Here is a 16,855-nt window from a genome sequence, read left to right as displayed (position 1 = left end):
CACCGCCACTCCCAGCCCGTCCGGCACCCCCCCCCCGGCCCCGTCCACACCTGGTCCGACCCCGTCGGGCGGCACGCCGGGGCCGAGCAGCCCGGCGCCCACCGGCTCCGCGTCCACCGACCCGGCGTCGCCACCGGCAAGCCCCACCGGTACGACGACGCCGGTCACCTCCTGACGGTCGCCGCCGTCGGAGCAGGCCGCCGCCCATGCGCTTGCGAGGTAGTCCGGCCGTGAAGTCGCGGCGTCCGATGGCATTACAAATGTCCGGCGACCGCCCGCGGCCTGGTCGCGTGCGGTCAAGGCCAGTGCCAGCGGTGATCGCAGGCATCGCTGATGTGAGAGTTGGTCACCAAGTGGTCGCGTCTACCGTGAGCCACACTCCGCAGGGTCGCCTGCCCGGGGACCTTCCGGAAGCCAGGCGCCCGGTCGCGGCGCGGGTGAGGTCGAGGCCGACAGCAGGGCGACCCACCCGCGGCTGGCGAACGATTCCATGCCTGCGGAGGGTAAGCGCCACATCCTGGACCGGTTGCGGTACCTCGCCGGCCGCGTCTGGCGAGCGGACTGACCGCCGCAGTCGGTGCCGCCGGCCGGGGCGGGTGGCGGGGCGGATCGGGCAGCCGCCACGATGGTTGCCGTGACCGCCGCCGCCCGTGTGCCGCTTGCCACCCTCGAAGCGGTGCTGGAGCGGCTGACGTATGTCAACGAGGAGACGGGCTACACCGTCGCCCGAGTGGCTACCGACCGCAGCAGTGACCTGTTGACCGTGGTGGGTGCGTTGTTGGGGGCGCAGCCCGGGGAGACCCTGCGGTTGTCGGGGCGGTGGTCGTCGCATCCGCAGTACGGCAGGCAGTTCGAGGTCGACTCCTATACCACCGTGCTGCCGGCCACGATCCAGGGCATCCAGCGCTACCTCGGCTCGGGCCTGGTCAAGGGGATCGGGCCGGTGTTCGCCGAGCGGATCGTGGCGCACTTCGGCTTGGACACCCTGCGGGTCATCGAGGAGGAACCCTCCCGGCTGGTGGAGGTGCCAGGGTTGGGGCCGAAACGCACCGCGAAGATCACCGCGGCGTGGGAGGAGCAGAAGGCCATCAAAGAGGTGATGGTCTTCCTGCAAGGTGTCGGGGTGTCGACGTCCCTGGCGGTGCGGATCTTCAAGCAGTACGCCGACGCGTCCATCGGCGTGGTCACGAAGGAGCCGTACCGGCTGGCCGCGGACGTGTGGGGCATCGGGTTCAAGACCGCTGACACCATCGCCCAGGCCGTCGGGATCCCCCACGACAGCCCCCAGCGGGTGATGGCCGGGCTGCAGTACACCCTGTCCGAGGCCACCGACTCCGGCCATTGCTGCCTGCCCGCCGAACAGCTCGTCGCCGACGCCACGAAGATCCTCGACGTGCCCGGCGACCTCGTCAACCGCTGCCTCGACGACCTCGCCGCCGACGAGGGTGTCGTCCGTGAGGCGCTGCCCGGCCCGGACGGGGAGCCGGTGCAGGCGGTGTACCTGGTGCCGTTCCACCGCGCCGAGCAGTCCCTGGCCGGCTCCCTGCTGCGGCTGCTGCACGACCGGGCCGACCGGCTGCCCCACTTCGCCGGCGTTGACTGGGGCAAGGCCCTCGCGTGGTTGAAGGCCCGCACCGGCGCCGACCTGGCGCCCGAGCAGGAACAGGCCGTCCGTCTGGCGCTGACGTCGAAGGTGGCGGTGCTGACGGGCGGGCCGGGTTGCGGCAAGAGCTTCACCGTCCGCTCGATCGTCGAACTCGCCGCCGCTAAGAAGGCCAAGGTCACCCTCGTCGCCCCGACCGGCCGGGCCGCCAAACGCCTGTCCGAGCTCACCGGCCACCCCGCGGCCACCGTGCACCGGCTGCTGCAACTGCGTCCCGGCGGGGACGCCTCCTACGACCGGGACAACCCCCTCGACGTGGACCTGCTCGTCGTCGACGAAGCGTCCATGCTCGACCTGATCCTGGCCAACAAACTCGTCAAAGCCGTCCCGCCCGGCGCGCACCTGCTGTTGGTCGGCGACGTCGACCAACTTCCCTCCGTCGGCGCCGGGGAAGTCCTGCGCGACCTGCTCACCGCCCCGGCGATCCCCCGGGTGCGGTTGACGCAGATCTTCCGCCAGGCCGCCCAGTCCGGCGTCGTCACCAACGCCCACCGCATCAACGCCGGCCGCCCACCCCTCCTGGAAGGCCTGTCGGACTTCTTCCTGTTCGCCTGCGACGACACCGACGCCACCGCCGCGCTCACCGTCGAGGTCGCATGCACCCGAATACCAGCGAAGTTCGGCCTGGATCCGCGCCGGGACGTGCAGGTCCTCACCCCCATGCACCGCGGCCCCGCCGGCGCCGGCACCCTCAACACCCTGCTGCAGCAGCGCCTCACGCCGCACCGTGAGGGCCAGCCGGAGCGGCGCATGGGTGGGCGGGTGTTCCGGATCGGCGACAAGGTCACCCAGATCCGCAACAACTACGACAAGGGCCAGGCCGGTGTCTTCAACGGCACCCTCGGCATCGTCACCGCCCTCTCCCCCGAGGAACAGACCCTCACGGTGCGCACCGACGAGGACGAAAGCATCGACTACGACTTCGACGAACTCGACGAACTCGCCCACGCCTACGCCATGACCATCCACCGCTCCCAAGGCTCCGAATACCCCGCCGTCGTCATCCCCCTCACCACGAGCGCGTGGATGATGCTGCAACGCAACCTGCTCTACACCGCCGTCACCCGCGCCAAGAAACTCGTCGTCCTCGTCGGCTCCCGTCGCGCCCTCGCCGCCGCCGTGCGCACCGTCGGCGCCGGCCGCCGCCACACCGCCCTCGACCACCGACTTAGCTGACACACGCCAGTCGAACACCTGTACGATGCCGTGGTGGAGGACGTGGCGGCAAGATGGTGGAACGGGATCTGGGGGCGCCTGGGCCGCCGCGACGTGTGGCTGACCCGCCAGGTCCGATGGAAGGTCGTCGCCCGCGCCGGCGACAGCGAGACAGGCCGGGTGCTGCGGTGGGAATTCGACACCGAGCCCGAAGCCCTCGCGATGATCCAGCGCCTCCTCGCCGCCGACGCCGGCGGCAGTTGGCGCAAGCAAGCCGGCGACGCTGCATCATCCCCGCCCCAGTGACGGCTCAGGTTCCGGCCGGCGGCCGAGTCCGAGAGGACGGCGCCGCCGGCCGGAACCGCGCGGTCAGGAGCTGCAGGTGTTGAGCATGCTCTGCAGCGCGGACTTCTCCGAGGACTGCAGCTTCAGCCCCCAGCTGTACTTCACGGTGATCCACATCTTGCTGTAGGTGCACCGGTACGACGACAGCGGCGGCTGCCACGTCGACGGATCCTGGTCGCCCTTCGACTGGTTCACGTTGTCCGTGACCGCGATCAGCTGCGGGCGGGTGAGGTCGTTGGCGAAGCTCTGCCGCCGGCTGGTCGTCCAGGAACTGGCGCCGGAGCGCCACGCCTCGGCCAGGGGCACGACGTGGTCGATGTCGACGTCCGACGCGGCAGTCCAGGTCGCGCCGTCGTACGGGCTGTACCAGCGGCCGGACGTGGCCGCGCAGGAGCTGTTCACCACGACGGAGGTGCCGTCACGCTTGAGGACGGTCTCGCGGGTGTCGCAGCTGCCGCTGATGGTGATCCAGTGCGGGAACAGGTCCCGCGAATAGCCACTCGTTGAGCCCTGCGCCGCCACTGTCAGGGCGTTGAGCTGCGACTGGGCCGTCGCCTTCGACGGAATGCCCGGAGGCGTGGCCGAGGCGGGCTGCGCGTTCACGACGGCCAGGCAGGCCCCGGCGAGCGCAGCGACGGCGACCGCGGCGGCCTGCCGCCTGGCGCGCGGGAAACGGGGCAAAGATCGGGTGCTCCACATGGGGGCCTCCTCGTCAGGGGGTGGACGGCAACCGTGCCTGACGATCATGTCGATCGAAAGGCATGCCTGTAAAGGGATGCCATATGCCATACAGCCATTGGGCATTCGACATATTTCTGCGCCCTCCCCTGCTCGGCTCAACCCTTGAGAAGGAGGCGACGACTATTCGGGTTCGCCGAAAGCGTGCTCCGCGGCAATCAACGCCCTGGTCGGCATGGTCCGCACCGCCCCGGAACCGCTGCGCACCCAACTCCTGCACCTACGCAACTCGGAACTGATCATCACTGCTGCCGCGTTGCGGCCGACCCTGGACATCGCCGACCCGATGCGGCGACCAAGACCGCGATCCGTCGGCTGGCGCGTCGCATCATCGACCTGGACCGCGAGATCCGGGCCGCCGACGTCGACCTGCAGGTGCTACTCAAGCAGGCCGCCCCGCAGCTGCTGGAGTTGCCCGGAGTCGGCCCCGAAGTCGCCGCGCAGCTGCTCATCACCGCCGCGATAACCCCGAGCGGATCCGCGACGAGCTGGCCTTCGCCGCCCTCTGCAGGGTCTCACCCATCCCCGCCAGTTCCGGCCGCACCGACCGGCACCGACTCAACCAAGGTGGGGACAGGATGGCCAACAGGACGCTCTACATCGTCGCGGTCAACCGGATGCGCTGCCATCCCGAGACGCTGACCTACGTCGAGCGCCGACGGGAACAAGGGCTGAGCAACAAAGACATCTCCCGATGTCTGAAGCGGTACATCGCGCGTCAGGTCTACCCGCTGATCTTGGAATCCCTGCGGATCCGGCCCCCGTAATCCACAGCCCTCGTAGAGCTCTGACCAGCCCGGCTTGCATTACAGGAGCATCAGATACGCGAGTTGTCCACAGCCTGGGGGCCGGCCGTGGTGCGCCAAGGTCTCGACGGCGAAGCTGAGCTGGTCGGCGAGGCCGACGCCCGGCTGCTGGCCACGGCCACACGCAGGTGGAGCAGCCCCAGCCGCAGGCCACCGACCACCGGTCCCCACGTCAAGCAGCGGCGCGGGGACCGGCTGCACGCGTACGCAGCCAACGAGCGGACCCCGGCCTGCATCCGAAACCCTTGCCGGCCTGGGCATACAGGTGCTCGTAGCGCACGCCCCCTCCCCGGAGCAACACGCACCGCCGAATGGGTGGACGTGCTGCTGCGCGGCGGGCCAGCCGACGGGCACATCGTCCCCGGCGGCGGGGAAACCGTCCTGTGGCAGGCCTGCCTGTACGAGAGATCACGCCCGCGGTTGAACACCGGCGTGGACGCGACCTGCAGGTGTACCCAACACCGCCCGGCCTGCTGGCCACCGGGGTACTGGTCCTGGTTCCACCGGCCAATCGATGGTGTTCGTGGAACGATGGAAGACGTGGGAACTGCGAAAACTGCTACGCCTGCAATCTCGCCGCTTGCTGGCGAGCCGATCAAGCGCGCCGATGCCGAGCGGCTCGCGGGAGTGCTGAAGGCATTCGCCGACCCAGCCCGGCTGCGACTGCTCAGTCTCATCCAGTCCGCTCCGGAGGGCGAGGCATCCGTCAGTGACCTCACCGCGCCGCTTGGCCTCTCCCAGCCGACCGTGAGTCATCACCTTCGGATCCTCACCGAGGCCGGCCTGCTCGAGCGCGAGAAGCGCGGCGTCTGGGCGTACTACCGCCTGGTGCCGTCCGCAATCGCGGCGATAGCCGACCTGTTGACGCCGCCGCGCAAACGGGCGACGAAGAAGGCCCGCTGAGCGGCACTGTCGAAGGCCGGCGCCGGTGCCGGGTCCCCACCCCCCTCCCTGGTGGACGACATCACCTCCATCGGCGCTTCCACCCGCAGCCGTCAGGCTGCCGTCGTGCCAGATCACGCACCGGTCGTCGCTCGCTTCGCCGCTCTCTAACGCAGATCGTCGCTGCGAACGGCCAGCTACGCCGACTCGTTGCTCCTCAAGTGCCGCCGGGGCTTGCACCCGAGCGGCTCACGACTGGTTGCCATCTCGCAGGTTCCGCTCGGCGTGACGGGCGGCAACCTCGAGATCTTTGAGCCGCGCTTCATCGAATACCGCCTCCGCCTGGACCACCGGCATAGCCTCGGGGCAGGCGCCGCGGTGCGATCCTGGCGAGGAGATGTACACGGTCCAGGTGGGCGAGAACGTTCTGCCCGCCGTACCCATGCCGAGAGTGACCGCTATCTGGTACTCGTGCCTGATCACGGCTCGGCGAACCTTGTCGATGTCGCCGGTGTCCCCGACCGGCAGCTGCCAATGACGCTTGACCTCAACGAACAGCAGGTTGTTCCCGGCACCTTGTAGCCCTCGTCGGTGAACGATGAGGTCGGGCCGCATGTGGGTCGCCGCGTCCGGGTCTCGAACCTTGCGGTCCCCGTCCGTACCTTGCCGGTCGTACTCGGCGTCCACGTCCCAAGCCGCGTCGACGTGACGGGCAAGGTGATGGCCGAGACGGAATGTCGGCCCCACTCGCCAACCTGGTATCGCAGCAATGCTCGGTCACCCAGGTAGAAGTCGCGGAGGGCGCACTGCAGCCAGGCGACAGCGGCTTGCTCGTCTCCGATGAGTTCATCGATACCCATCGGCCTGCGCCTCGTCGGTCCGCTGGTAGCGGTAGACGTGGATGTCGTCGAAACGATCGCCCAGGACGTACACGTGCTCAGCCGACGCCGCAACCTCGGATGCACTGACATACAGCCCGCCCTGAGGCATCCTCACCACCTCTGGCAGGTCGCCCTCAACAGTCGTCTCCACCGGCATCAGCCGTCCGTCGATCGGCCCGCCAAGGAACCACGCCTCCACCGCCGTCACGAAGCCATGATGACCGTCGCCATCAACGTCTGCGGTTCGACTGGCGCTCGGACCGCTCGGCGTCGGGTTGGTGGCGCGGAACACCGGGACGACTCGGTCGCCGTGCTCCGAGCCATCGCCGGTGCACGAGCGGTCCGGACCGCCATCACCCCCGTGTGGACCATGCCGGGCGTCGAGGCCACCACCGGCCGTCTCACCAGCGAAGCCCAACGAATCATCGACGACGCACGCATGTCGATCGTCTGCTCAAGCTTCAACTTCACCCCGCACTCAGGCATGTGGACCGCCCTGGAGAACGCCGCAGCACGCCCTGGCCTGAGCGTCACGGTGTACCTCGACGCCCACGCCGGCTCCCCGGCGGCCGTCGCGGCCCACCTGCCGAAGGCGACCGTACTCCGGACGCTGACCCTTACCGGAGGCCACCAGCCGTTGGTCAGCCACGCCAAGTTCATCGTCGTCGACCGTGCGATAACGCTGCTGACGAGCGCGAACTTCTCGTACAGCGCCGAGAACACCAACATCGAGTTGGGGCTGCTGGTGCACGACACCAACCTCGCTAAATCGATCGAGACCCTCATGCGGAGCAAACACGGCATCCTCTACGAAAAGGTCACCTGACAGGCGCAGGCGCGCTCAGGGCTTGCAGGACCCCCTCCACGCCGCGGCAGAGGGATCCCGCCGGTGCGCCTTGAGCACGCCTATCGCCCAACTCAGCATGTCGCAGCCGCTATCCAGGCACTGCCTGCAGCGGCCTGTGGCCCGGTGCGGGTTGGTCGGCTCGGAGTGCGCTGTGATCACGCGCTTGGCCGTCCAGACAACCAGGGCTGGCGTAATAGGTCCGTCATCCATGGGCACGGTCAGACCTCCAGGGGGCGAGCAGGTCCGGGCACCGATCCCCGATCAGGTACCCGGACCGCTATCCGAGGTCCCGCAGGTTGCCGACCGGAGGGACCTGTCAGCGAACTTGCCATGGTTAGCCATTGCTAGTCAAGGACTCGCCATGGGTGATTGAGTAGGAGGTGCCGACCGGAGGGAACCACCAGTGCCACCGCAGTACGCCTACCAGCGCATAGCCGAAGACATGACGAAACGAATCAAGTCCGGGGAGTTTCCGCCTGGCTCACGCCTGCCCAGCCGGGCCGAGTTGTGTGAGCAGTACGAGGTGTCCAGCTTCGTCGCGGACCGCGTGTTTCTGATCTTGAAGATGCAGGGACTGACCGAGTCGCTGCCTGGAGCCGGGGTCTACGTGAAGGAGAACGGCTAGCTAGCGGTGGACGCGGAACGCCCGGACCCTCGCGGGGTCCTCGTGCGGACGGCTCAGGCAGGCGCAGCAGTCTTCCCCTGCGCCCTGCCTGCCTGCGTCGCGATAGGGGCTCGTGCGGGCTCCAGTGGCCTATGAATGGCGGTTTCACCGGCCACGCCGGGCGGCCCCTGTTCGACGACCCAGCCCGGCCTGTGGCGTACCTGCGTTGACTACTCGACGCCGCCCTCGTAACGGCCGCACCCGCTCAGGCCCGGTAGGCAGACGAGGCTCCGCAGCGTCGTGGCCGCCCGCAGCGATCGGCTGCACGCCGCCCGGACCAGTCTTGACGGGCGAGACGCCACCGCCGTGTCCGCTGGCCGCTGCAATCCCGCCGTCCGCACCGCGCTGCCCGCCGGGACGTCGCGGCCCTGCTCGACGCCACCGTGCCTGCCAAGCCGGTTGAGGCCTGGAAGGGATAGCTCAACCGAGCAGCGGCTTGCTCCGGAACCGCTGGCACCTCCTCCCCCTGCCAGCCAATCCGGTTCCCGGCCGATTTTGTCGTACCTCCGCGTCACAATGGTCGATGGTCCGGCGTCGGGGGGAACGGCGCTGGGGGCAACGTACCGACCATCAGGGGGGGGATTATGAGCTGGGACTATGAGGAATCTCTGGAGCGGGTTCAGAGGGCGTACGACGCCACCAAGGGGTTGACGGTCGGTGAGGTTCAACGCAAGACCGACCTGGAGAACACTACTCTGACGCACCCGAAGAGGATCATTGGAGCGCACTTCTACGTCGATGTGCCGAGCTACCGGACGCAACTGGCGTACGACCCGATCGACGACGAGAGCACAGGCGGCGGTGAGGACCTGCTGCACCAGTCGCACCTGTGGGCCAGGGAGGCTTCCCGTGTCGTCGAGACGGATTTCGATGCCACCAAGGTGCACTTCCAGGGCCCGAAGCTGCATGGGCTGGCGTACCGCCCCATCGGCGACGATGAGGCAATGGTGGTCAAGGCCGTCCTTACGGTGGCGGCGATCGTCGCCACCGGCCGGATCTTCAACGAGGTGCTGGAACTCGACCAGTCTGCGGCTTGGAGGACGGCGGCCGGAGTTGACTTCGGCGAGGCCCTGGTGACCGCCAACGGCGTACGGGGTGACCGTGAGCTGCTGTTCCTGGGCAACCCCGCGAACCGGGCCGCGAAGATCATCGACAGCAAGGGCATACGGATCACCTTGGAGGCCGCCGCGCTGCTCCCCGAGGCGTTCGACAACTACATCGCCGAGACTAGCGACCCGGACATTCGAGCAATCGCCCTCGACGATGACCGGCTGGAGGAACTGGTTGAGGAGTACCGCCACGGATGGTCGCGCGAGGCTACCCGCAAGCGGCTGAAGGACGCCCTCGCCGCCTACCCGCCCGGCTCCGCGACCGTGTACCAGGCGACGGTGAAGATCGACAAGGCCAAGCTGGGCATGAGCAACACCAAGCGCGTCAACGCCGTGTCCCTCTTCGCGGACGTCGACGGGTTCACGCGCTACGTCGAGGACGCCGACCAGGCAGGCTTGCTTGCCGAAGCGGTGCGCGCGTATCACGCTATCCGCTCCGAGATGCGACACGCCACCGTCCAGGACTACGAAGCGCTGCGGGTGCAGTACCAAGGTGACCGTGTCCAGGCGCTGGCCTACCTGCCCTTTGACGACGAGGACAAGGCGGCCCTGCGCGCGGTGAAGGCCGCCGCGGCCCTGCACTCAGCTGTCGCTGAGGTGCTGCCGCAGGTCATCGGCGCGGATGCCGCGAAGCCCTTGGCCATCGGCTTGGCGGGCGGCAACGTCCTCGTGTCGAAGCTCGGCGAGCACGGCAACCGTGACGTCGTCTCCCTCGGCACCTCGACGGCTGACGCGGCACGTATCCAGGGCTGCCTGAACGGCGGGCAGACCGGCCTCGACAAGGTCGTCTACGGACGGCTGCCGAAGTGGCTGCAGGAACTGTTCTCGTGGGACAGCACGGCGCGCGCCTACGTGTCCAGCGACCTGACGCTCGATGAGATCGAGCGCGCCGAGAGCGTCGACGCCAGCGCACGCGCAAAATCCGCCAGCTCGGTCAGCGTGGCATCTACCGTGGCGTACGCCTCCGCTTCGGCCGCCGAGCCGATCCGCCCCTATTGCTCGGACTGCTGATCTAGTGGCGAACCGATCAGGTGGGGGTGCTCGCCGACGGGCAGGCGCCACCCTTCCCAGGGGCAGGGTGGCGTACCGGCCACGCATCAGCGCCGAAGCCCGCCGCCGGCTTCAGACCCACCAGAGCTGGTTGCAGGTCCACGAACCCGGCCTGCAGCTGACGATGATTCCCGAGGGCGGCCACGCCACGATCACCGGAACATTGCGCCTCCGAGCAGGTGCCGGCATTCCTCGGGAGTTTCAACTTCGGCTGGTCTACCAGCGCTCGCCCGACGGCGCTGTCAATGCCTTCCAGCCACCGGACACCTACGAGATCGGCGGCCGGTTCCCCCGGGGGAACCCGGACCGACACATCGAGAGCGACGGACGATTCTGCCTCTGGCTCCCGGTGGCCGCCCCGACCGACTTTGACGGCCCCGACGGCCTGGCACTACACCTGGACCGGGTTCGTCAGTTCCTCCGCCTACAGCTGGCCTACGAGGACCGGCAAGCGCGAGGCCTGACCCCAGCGTGGCCTGGGCCAGAGTGGAAGCACGGACTGGACGGCTACCGCCAATGGGCACAGGAGCACGCCGCCGGGATGGACCAAGCAGCATTGCGCCGACTCGTCCTCACCGTGTGGAACATCCACGAAAAACAGCAACGCGTTCACCCCGCCAGCCTGTGCCCCTGCGGATCGGGACGGATCTGGAGGTCCTGCCATTCGGCATGGGCAGGCCCCCTGCTCAAGGCACTGAACGACGACTACGTTGCTGGAACCGTGCTCAACGCGCTACTCGCTCTGATGGAGGACAACGATGACCACAACGCCGGCAAATCCGCCGACGCCACTAGCCTCGACGGCTCCAGCCCCGGCAGTCGACCACATCAAGACGAACCTGGACCTGGCATGGCGTAGCCACACTGCCCAGGAGAACTGGACGGCCAAGGTCGACACCAAGGCGTCCATTATCTTCACGGTCAACAGCGCGGCCATCGCGGCGATCCTCGCCCTACGCACACAGAAGGGGAGCTACCTTGAGCAGCTCGGCGGGTGGCGGGAGATGGTCTTCACCATCGCGATCACCCTGTGCGGCGTGGCAGCCTCCACTGCTGGAGCCGCTGTCTATCCGATGCTCGGCCGGGTAAGCAGGCACCGCAGCCACCGAGGCACAATCTACTTCGGGCACCTGCGCCACCGAGATCCAGCTGACCTAGCAGAGCAACTGGAGCGCCTCACGCCCACGGAGCACTTCAACCAGCTTTCTCAACAGCTTACGGCGATGGCGAAGCGGAACTGGTGGAAGCACCGGATCCTGCAGGGCGCACTCCTGATCGCCACCATTGGCTACATCGCCATCTTCCTCGTGGTTATGGTCTAGCAGCAGGCTGCGCGTGACCTGGACCAGCCGCCCTCGCCCCACAGCCCGAGCTGCTCTACCGCCGAGGCCGCTGACGCGAATGTCCAAGTCTTCACGCGCTATGGGCGTCGCTCGCAGATCATGCCGGGGAGGATCCTCGACGACGCCGAGCAGGCGCCCCGCCTCGGATGGGAGGGCCGGGTGAACACGGCGGCCGGCCACCATTGACGCCCCTGCTCGCGACCGTCGCGGCGACGGTCTGTGAGAAGTGGCGTGAATTTGTGGAGGTCACGAGCACCCTGTCGCAGTCGCCGGCCTGAGGGGCATTGCTCCGGCACGAGGTACCAGATCGTACTCGCCGATCAAGACCGCTGGCAATCACCGATGTTGTCGAGATGGTGTCAACGCCGGCTCAACCTTGACCCCTCTGTTCCGGCCGGATTTTGAACCCACGAGGAACCACGGGGTCAGTTTTCAGGCGGAGCCGACAGATGGACGGCGGTATCCCTATTAGCACTAGGGTCGCTTCTGATGCCCTGCAGTTCGGGCCGAAGCGAGGGTCACCTTTAGGAGGTGGGTCACCTCGTCGGATAGTTCCGTGGAGCCGACTAGGGCGACCGAGCCGTGGTCGGTAACCGCGAAGGACAACTCCACGCTGCTGTCCCGTAGCGTGAAGGTATCGTCGCCAACCGCCGCCTGAGCCACCACATCCCTAATCGTCTCGATCGCCTCGACCAAGGTGTCCTCGACGTCCCCGCCGGCGCGAACTTCGTGCTCCTCGGTGAGGTCCGGCGGAACGAGCGTCATAGTAAGGGTGTTCGTGTTCTGCTTCCTAGTTTTGCCACCAAAAGACAGAGGCATGCCGATGAATGGGATTTTGAGCTCGACCTTGGCGCCACGCCCGGTGATCACGACAACATTCAGAGTCAACTCGAGTGAAATGATGCGCAGGTCGCGGTCGACGTCAGTGGTTGAGATGTTTGCTAGCGTAGCGGCCCGCTGAATGGCGGCAACCATGTCGGTTACGGCGACACCAGTATCAGTGATCTCCACTGCTCTCCTTTTTGACGGCTAGGGGGCGGCGGCCAGCGCTGAAGGATCGCCATAGACGGAATAGGCAAGCCATGTCGGGTCGGCGGAATGCTTGCCGATCTCCACGCGGGCACATTTCGTCGCAGCACCGAGCGTCTCACCGGCCACTAACTGCTGATAGAACACCTCGGCGAATGCGGCAGCACGACTGCTGTGCACTGCCCACAAAGTGCCGACGAACGCGCCCGCGCCAGCCGCCATGAAACGCTGAGCAAACCCCATCAATTCGGTGTACTGAGGCACTGCGCCAGCGCTGCGGCACGCGTTGATGAACACCAGGGGGTGGGTAGCGGCGAAGTTCTTGGTGGCTGCCGCGTCGTTGAGCAATAGCGGAGAAAAATTGCCGTTGCGCATCTTGATCGCGGACCCACCTTTTTCACGGCGGTAGTTGTTGTGGCAAGCGAAGTGGGCCATCCCGAGTTCGCCAGCGTCAATCAAATTTAGTAACGCGTCGAGCTCGTCGATGTCCGGTTCGGTGGCGACGCCCAGAGTCTCGCGTATTGTTCTCACCTCGGCTTTTGCGTCCGTGGGAGAGTTCTCAGGTACCACGAATCGTGGGTTGCTCAGGCTGATGCGGTGGCTCCGTTGCTGGTTGTACACCCGACGGAGCACGGGAAACTGCTCCACGAGGAAGCCTTCATCGTGGCTAGGCGCGAGAGGGTGCAGCAACTCCCAGGGAATGACATCGCGGTCAGAAGCGATGGTGAACGACGAGATTTGCGGCTGGATTTCCCAAAACTGGTCCTTGATCGCTGCCGGAACCATCTCGCTCCACAGTTGGATCCCAGCATTGCGTAGCCACCGGCTTGCGTTTCCGCCGGAATATCCGCTTCTGCCTCGGGCCATCTGATCCAGTTCAGCGATGGTGCGTTCGACCACGGGGCCGGGTTGAGCCGCCAACGAGTCGACGTGCACCATCTCAAACATGTGCGACGACGACAGCAGTTGGAATCGGTAATGGACTCCGTCGTACAGCACCTGCAGCGTCGCTTCGCCGGGGTTCGGTACTAGGGGTGCCAGGGACGCGGAGCGGGGAGGGGCGTCACGGTAGAGGGCGTTCTGAGTCACCGACACCTCAAGGGTCAGCTCACCGAGGAACGTACCGCCGACCCAGGCAGTGACTTGAACCTTTTGCAGGCCCATTGCCGCAGCGACGAATTCGAAGCGGATGGGGGCTGGGTCACCGCACGGAGAGACCTCGATGTCCTGCTGGCGTGGGCCCTGCGCGGACAGACCGCTACCGGCGTTGACGATTACAGTTACGACGACTCCGTCAACGCCCACCCGCAGCTTGTCCAGCGTCACGTGCGGGGCGTTGACGGTGACTTCGGCTTGACGGCAGATGCGCACCAGAAGGCTCAGTGGTGTCGCGACCGGCACCTGTGACGGCATTTGAGCTACTAACACGTGCTTCGGATCGACTGGACGGTGCGTGTTTGGTTCGGCGAGGACGAGTTGCTCGTCCGCACCCATCTGGTCACCCCGAACTCGCACTTCTATTGGGGCTGCCGTCACGGCGGCTCCGGCCCTGCCTTCCGCTGAAACTGTCTCTCTTTTCCTGCTGCGGTTAATCGCTTGGGAGACAAGTGCGTCGCGCAGTATCAGGTCGTTTTCCGTAACCGCCAGCTCGCGCGGATAAAGGTATTCTTCTAACCGGAGCGCGGCTCCACTATCTGGTGACCACAATCCGTCTCGGCCAGTTGCCGTTTGTCGCAGATTTTCCTGTTCTCCTAGAATTTCCGGCGCCTCGATCATGGTGGGGGCCACATCGATGCTGGAGGCCGCGGCATGGCTGGGTAGCTCCGCGGCGAGCGCGGTGGCGAGCGGCCGCCGGTACGGCGTTCCGAAGAGCAGGACTGCTGCGGATAGACGCACGTCGGAAACGGGATGGAACAGCAGCTCGTCGAGTAGTACGGGTATCAGATGATCGTAGAAGTTGGGCACATGGCGGGGCATGTTGGCCATCACGGCATCCGCGATTCGGGCAATGAGGCTTTGACGGGCCCCTGCGGCGCCCGTCGGGCGGGCGTTCGATGCCTGGCCGAGCTTCGCCGCGCTGATCAAGATGTGGCGACGCGGAGCTCTAGCCGCTAACGCCCGTTCAGCGATGTCCGTCCCCGCCGAACCCGGCGTGATCGCTTGTCCTGACGCGATAGCGAGATAGCTGGCCAGTTCGTCCCAGTCCGCCCCTGTCAACATCTCGTCGGAGCGGGCCACCTCTATCAACTCTTCCAGCCCGGGCACCTGCAGGGGGCTTCCCTCATGCGGACGCCTGCCGAGTAGCGCGGCGCTGCCGACGGTCGCGGCCGAGTAACGGTCGATCGTGTCGATCGGCGCGACGAGGCTATTGGTGGGTAGCTGCAGCAATTCCTCGTACCGGCGTACCGCCAAGTAAGGGACGCGAACCCTGGCTGTTTCCCAGCGAGAAATTCGGTACACGCTGGTGCGTTCGGGCCAGCAGCCGCCCTGGAAGGCGGCAGCGAAGACGGCGCCGCGTAACCACTGCTCGTTTTGCCCGTACAGGCGATTGACGCGTAGCAGCCATGCCACCCGTTCCTGCTGCACGGGCCATCCTCGCCGCGCTGCCACCTGCCGCGCCACTCGATCCGGCCGACCACGCCCACCGCCGGTGCCCACCGGCTAGTTATTGCAGGTGCCGCCAGCGCACGCAACGAAGCGGCAGCAACCCGACACTCAAGTCGATCACTGGCGCTCCGGCCGATGAGGGCATCTGGCGAAGAAGGCCAATCGCCTGACCGGTACCTCCGAGCTGGCGCTGCGTAGCCCTGCCTGAACGGACGTGGGCCTCTTCGGGCTCGCCGAAGAGGTCAGCTTGCTGGAGGCCCAGGTCAGGGCTCTGCACGTGGGATTCGCGTCTCAGCTCGCGGGACCCATGTCGACGCCGTCCGCGGCAGCACCCAATCGGCCGGATGATGAAGAGGTTGATCAGGCGACGGACTTCGTTGACCGCCCGCTTGATCAGGCCCGTGGTGTCGTTGGTTGCGCGGGTGGCGGCGTCGCCGGCGCAGATCGCCAGGACGGCGAGGGCGGCCAGGGCGGCCAGGGCGGCCAGGGCCAGTGTGGTGAACCGGTGCCATAAGTGCCAGCGGCGGACCTGGTGCTGGTCGAGGCCGGCCTGGCTTTTGGCGGCCTGAAAGCTCTCTTCGACGGTCCAGGGGATCCCGGCGACCCGCACGAGCTGGGCGAGGGTGGCCGGTTGTGGGGTCCAGCAGCGGTAGAACCCAAGCTCACCGGTCGAGGTGTTCTTGCGGATCAAGGAGGCTGTGCCGGCCTCCGTCGTCGGGGTCGGCGTCGCTAGCGACATCGTCGAGCCACGCCCAGTCGTAGAACCTCGGCCCCTTGGATCCGGCGCCGCCGCTGCGCCGCTGCCACGCCGATGCCGGTAGCCCGGCGGCGACCCGGTCAGCGCGCGAACCCTGACTTTGCCGCCATCGAGGGGCACCAGGTGACCGCGGGAGACCGCCAGGATGTAGCCCAGCCGGTGTTGGCGTAGGTGGACGCGTAAGGCACTGCTGTTGCCGTATGCCTCGTCCGCAGCGGCCCACCCCGCCGGCACATCGGCGTCGACGGCGACGGCGATCATGTCGGCGGCCACCTCGGATCGGGTAGCGAATCCGACCTCGTCTGGCACGCCGGCGGCCCGGCACCGATCCCGGTCATCAGTCCACGACGCCGGCAGGTAGACCCTGCGGTCGATCAGGGTGTGCCCGTCCCGGCCGGCGTAGGCCAGGAACACCCGGACCTGCGCGTTCTCGATCCGCCCGGCCGTGCCGGTGTACTGCCGCTGCACCCCAACGGTGTGCACGCCCTTCTTCAGATCACCGGTCTCGTCCACGACCAGAACCGCGTCCGGGTCACCGAACCCGTCGACCACCACCTGCCGCAGGTCGTCACGCACGGCGTCGGCGTCCCACACCGCCCCGTACAGCAGCCGCTGCATCGCATCCGGCCGAGCGTGGCCGGCCTGCTCCTCCAACTGCCAACACGTCTTGACCTCAAGATCGGACAGCAGCCGGGTCACGGACGTCGCCGCGCATCGACGGGGCTCCACCCGCGGGGACCGGCCCGCGAACGAGCCGAGCACCCCGGCCAACACCCGCTCCCAGCCGTCACGGTCTACGCTGTGGCCCGCGGCCACCGCAAGATCTGATGTTGTGTCCACAACGCACAGACGATCACGCGGTGGCCGTCTCGCGTCCACCCCGCGACAGCAGCAAGATCTCAAACGGCGGCTAGACGCGCCACCGCGCTGGCGAACCCGATCGACGTCCTGACTCACGGGCAGTGTCTATCCCGCCGCT

At 67.2% G+C, this 16,855-nt stretch carries 15 protein-coding genes; 9 read left to right on the top strand and 6 right to left on the bottom strand.

Features of this window, described 5'->3' with window-relative positions; genetic code table 11:
* Positions 1-625: 625 nt before the first annotated feature.
* Positions 626-2,839 (top strand): SF1B family DNA helicase RecD2, encoded by a 2,214-nt coding sequence (gene recD2 / locus DKL51_RS10375; protein ID WP_109964404.1) that lies wholly within the window; start codon positions 626-628, stop codon positions 2,837-2,839.
* 33 nt (positions 2,840-2,872) lie between these two features.
* Positions 2,873-3,124, top strand: a complete 252-nt coding sequence (locus DKL51_RS10370; protein ID WP_243420505.1) for a hypothetical protein — start codon at positions 2,873-2,875, stop codon at positions 3,122-3,124.
* A gap of 63 nt (positions 3,125-3,187) precedes the next feature.
* Here the strand turns inward: DKL51_RS10370 and DKL51_RS10365 are convergent, their stop codons facing one another.
* The gene (locus DKL51_RS10365) at positions 3,188-3,862 is read right to left on the bottom strand and encodes an HNH endonuclease family protein (RefSeq protein ID WP_109964406.1); all 675 of its coding nucleotides are present in this window, start codon (positions 3,860-3,862) and stop codon (positions 3,188-3,190) included.
* Between the two features lie 284 nt (positions 3,863-4,146).
* Here DKL51_RS10365 and DKL51_RS36890 point away from each other — a divergent pair, with 284 nt between their 5' ends.
* On the top strand, positions 4,147-4,668 hold the full coding sequence (locus DKL51_RS36890) for a transposase (protein WP_109964407.1): 522 nt from the start codon (positions 4,147-4,149) through the stop codon (positions 4,666-4,668).
* Positions 4,669-5,238: 570 nt separating this feature from the next.
* The gene (locus DKL51_RS10355; RefSeq protein ID WP_109964408.1) at positions 5,239-5,610 is read left to right on the top strand and encodes an ArsR/SmtB family transcription factor; all 372 of its coding nucleotides are present in this window, start codon (positions 5,239-5,241) and stop codon (positions 5,608-5,610) included.
* A gap of 228 nt (positions 5,611-5,838) precedes the next feature.
* On the opposite strand, the gene DKL51_RS10350 is transcribed toward DKL51_RS10355, so the two are convergent.
* Entirely contained in the window at positions 5,839-6,276 is a 438-nt protein-coding gene (locus DKL51_RS10350; protein WP_123809595.1) for a hypothetical protein, read from the bottom strand.
* Positions 6,277-6,435: 159 nt separating this feature from the next.
* Positions 6,436-6,678, bottom strand: coding sequence for a DUF8847 domain-containing protein (locus DKL51_RS10345; protein WP_109964410.1), 243 nt, complete (start codon positions 6,676-6,678; stop codon positions 6,436-6,438).
* Positions 6,679-6,684: 6 nt separating this feature from the next.
* Here DKL51_RS10345 and drmC point away from each other — a divergent pair, with 6 nt between their 5' ends.
* From drmC to DKL51_RS10320, 5 genes are all read left to right on the top strand, one after another.
* Entirely contained in the window at positions 6,685-7,296 is a 612-nt protein-coding gene (gene drmC, locus DKL51_RS10340) for a DISARM system phospholipase D-like protein DrmC (protein WP_109964411.1), read from the top strand.
* A 463-nt stretch (positions 7,297-7,759) separates the two neighbouring features.
* On the top strand, positions 7,760-7,942 hold the full coding sequence (locus tag DKL51_RS10335; RefSeq protein ID WP_109964424.1) for a winged helix-turn-helix domain-containing protein: 183 nt from the start codon (positions 7,760-7,762) through the stop codon (positions 7,940-7,942).
* Positions 7,943-8,565: 623 nt separating this feature from the next.
* On the top strand, positions 8,566-10,101 hold the full coding sequence (locus DKL51_RS10330) for a hypothetical protein (RefSeq protein WP_109964412.1): 1,536 nt from the start codon (positions 8,566-8,568) through the stop codon (positions 10,099-10,101).
* 163 nt (positions 10,102-10,264) lie between these two features.
* Positions 10,265-10,999, top strand: coding sequence for an E2 domain-containing protein (locus DKL51_RS37110; RefSeq protein ID WP_369008627.1), 735 nt, complete (start codon positions 10,265-10,267; stop codon positions 10,997-10,999).
* Positions 10,899-11,462: a Pycsar system effector family protein gene (locus DKL51_RS10320; protein WP_123809596.1), complete on the top strand. Its 564-nt coding sequence runs from the start codon at positions 10,899-10,901 to the stop codon at positions 11,460-11,462. Before DKL51_RS37110 ends, DKL51_RS10320 begins: the two co-directional genes overlap by 101 nt.
* Before the next feature lie 495 nt (positions 11,463-11,957).
* Here the strand turns inward: DKL51_RS10320 and DKL51_RS10315 are convergent, their stop codons facing one another.
* The 3 genes from DKL51_RS10315 to DKL51_RS10305 form a co-directional block, all read right to left on the bottom strand.
* On the bottom strand, positions 11,958-12,494 hold the full coding sequence (locus tag DKL51_RS10315; RefSeq protein WP_109964415.1) for a trypco2 family protein: 537 nt from the start codon (positions 12,492-12,494) through the stop codon (positions 11,958-11,960).
* Between the two features lie 18 nt (positions 12,495-12,512).
* Positions 12,513-15,098 carry a CHAT domain-containing protein gene (locus DKL51_RS10310; RefSeq protein ID WP_109964416.1) on the bottom strand — a complete coding sequence of 862 codons (2,586 nt, stop codon included), beginning with the start codon at positions 15,096-15,098 and terminating at the stop codon, positions 12,513-12,515.
* A gap of 79 nt (positions 15,099-15,177) precedes the next feature.
* Positions 15,178-16,638 (bottom strand): IS701 family transposase, encoded by a 1,461-nt coding sequence (locus DKL51_RS10305; RefSeq protein WP_438819656.1) that lies wholly within the window; start codon positions 16,636-16,638, stop codon positions 15,178-15,180.
* Positions 16,639-16,855: the final 217 nt, after the last annotated feature.

The sequence above is a fragment of the Micromonospora globispora genome (assembly GCF_003857015.1).
Taxonomy (GTDB): domain Bacteria; phylum Actinomycetota; class Actinomycetes; order Mycobacteriales; family Micromonosporaceae; genus Micromonospora; species Micromonospora globispora.
The sequence above is the reverse complement of the archived record's forward strand: the minus strand, read 5'-3'. Positions and strand labels throughout refer to the sequence as shown.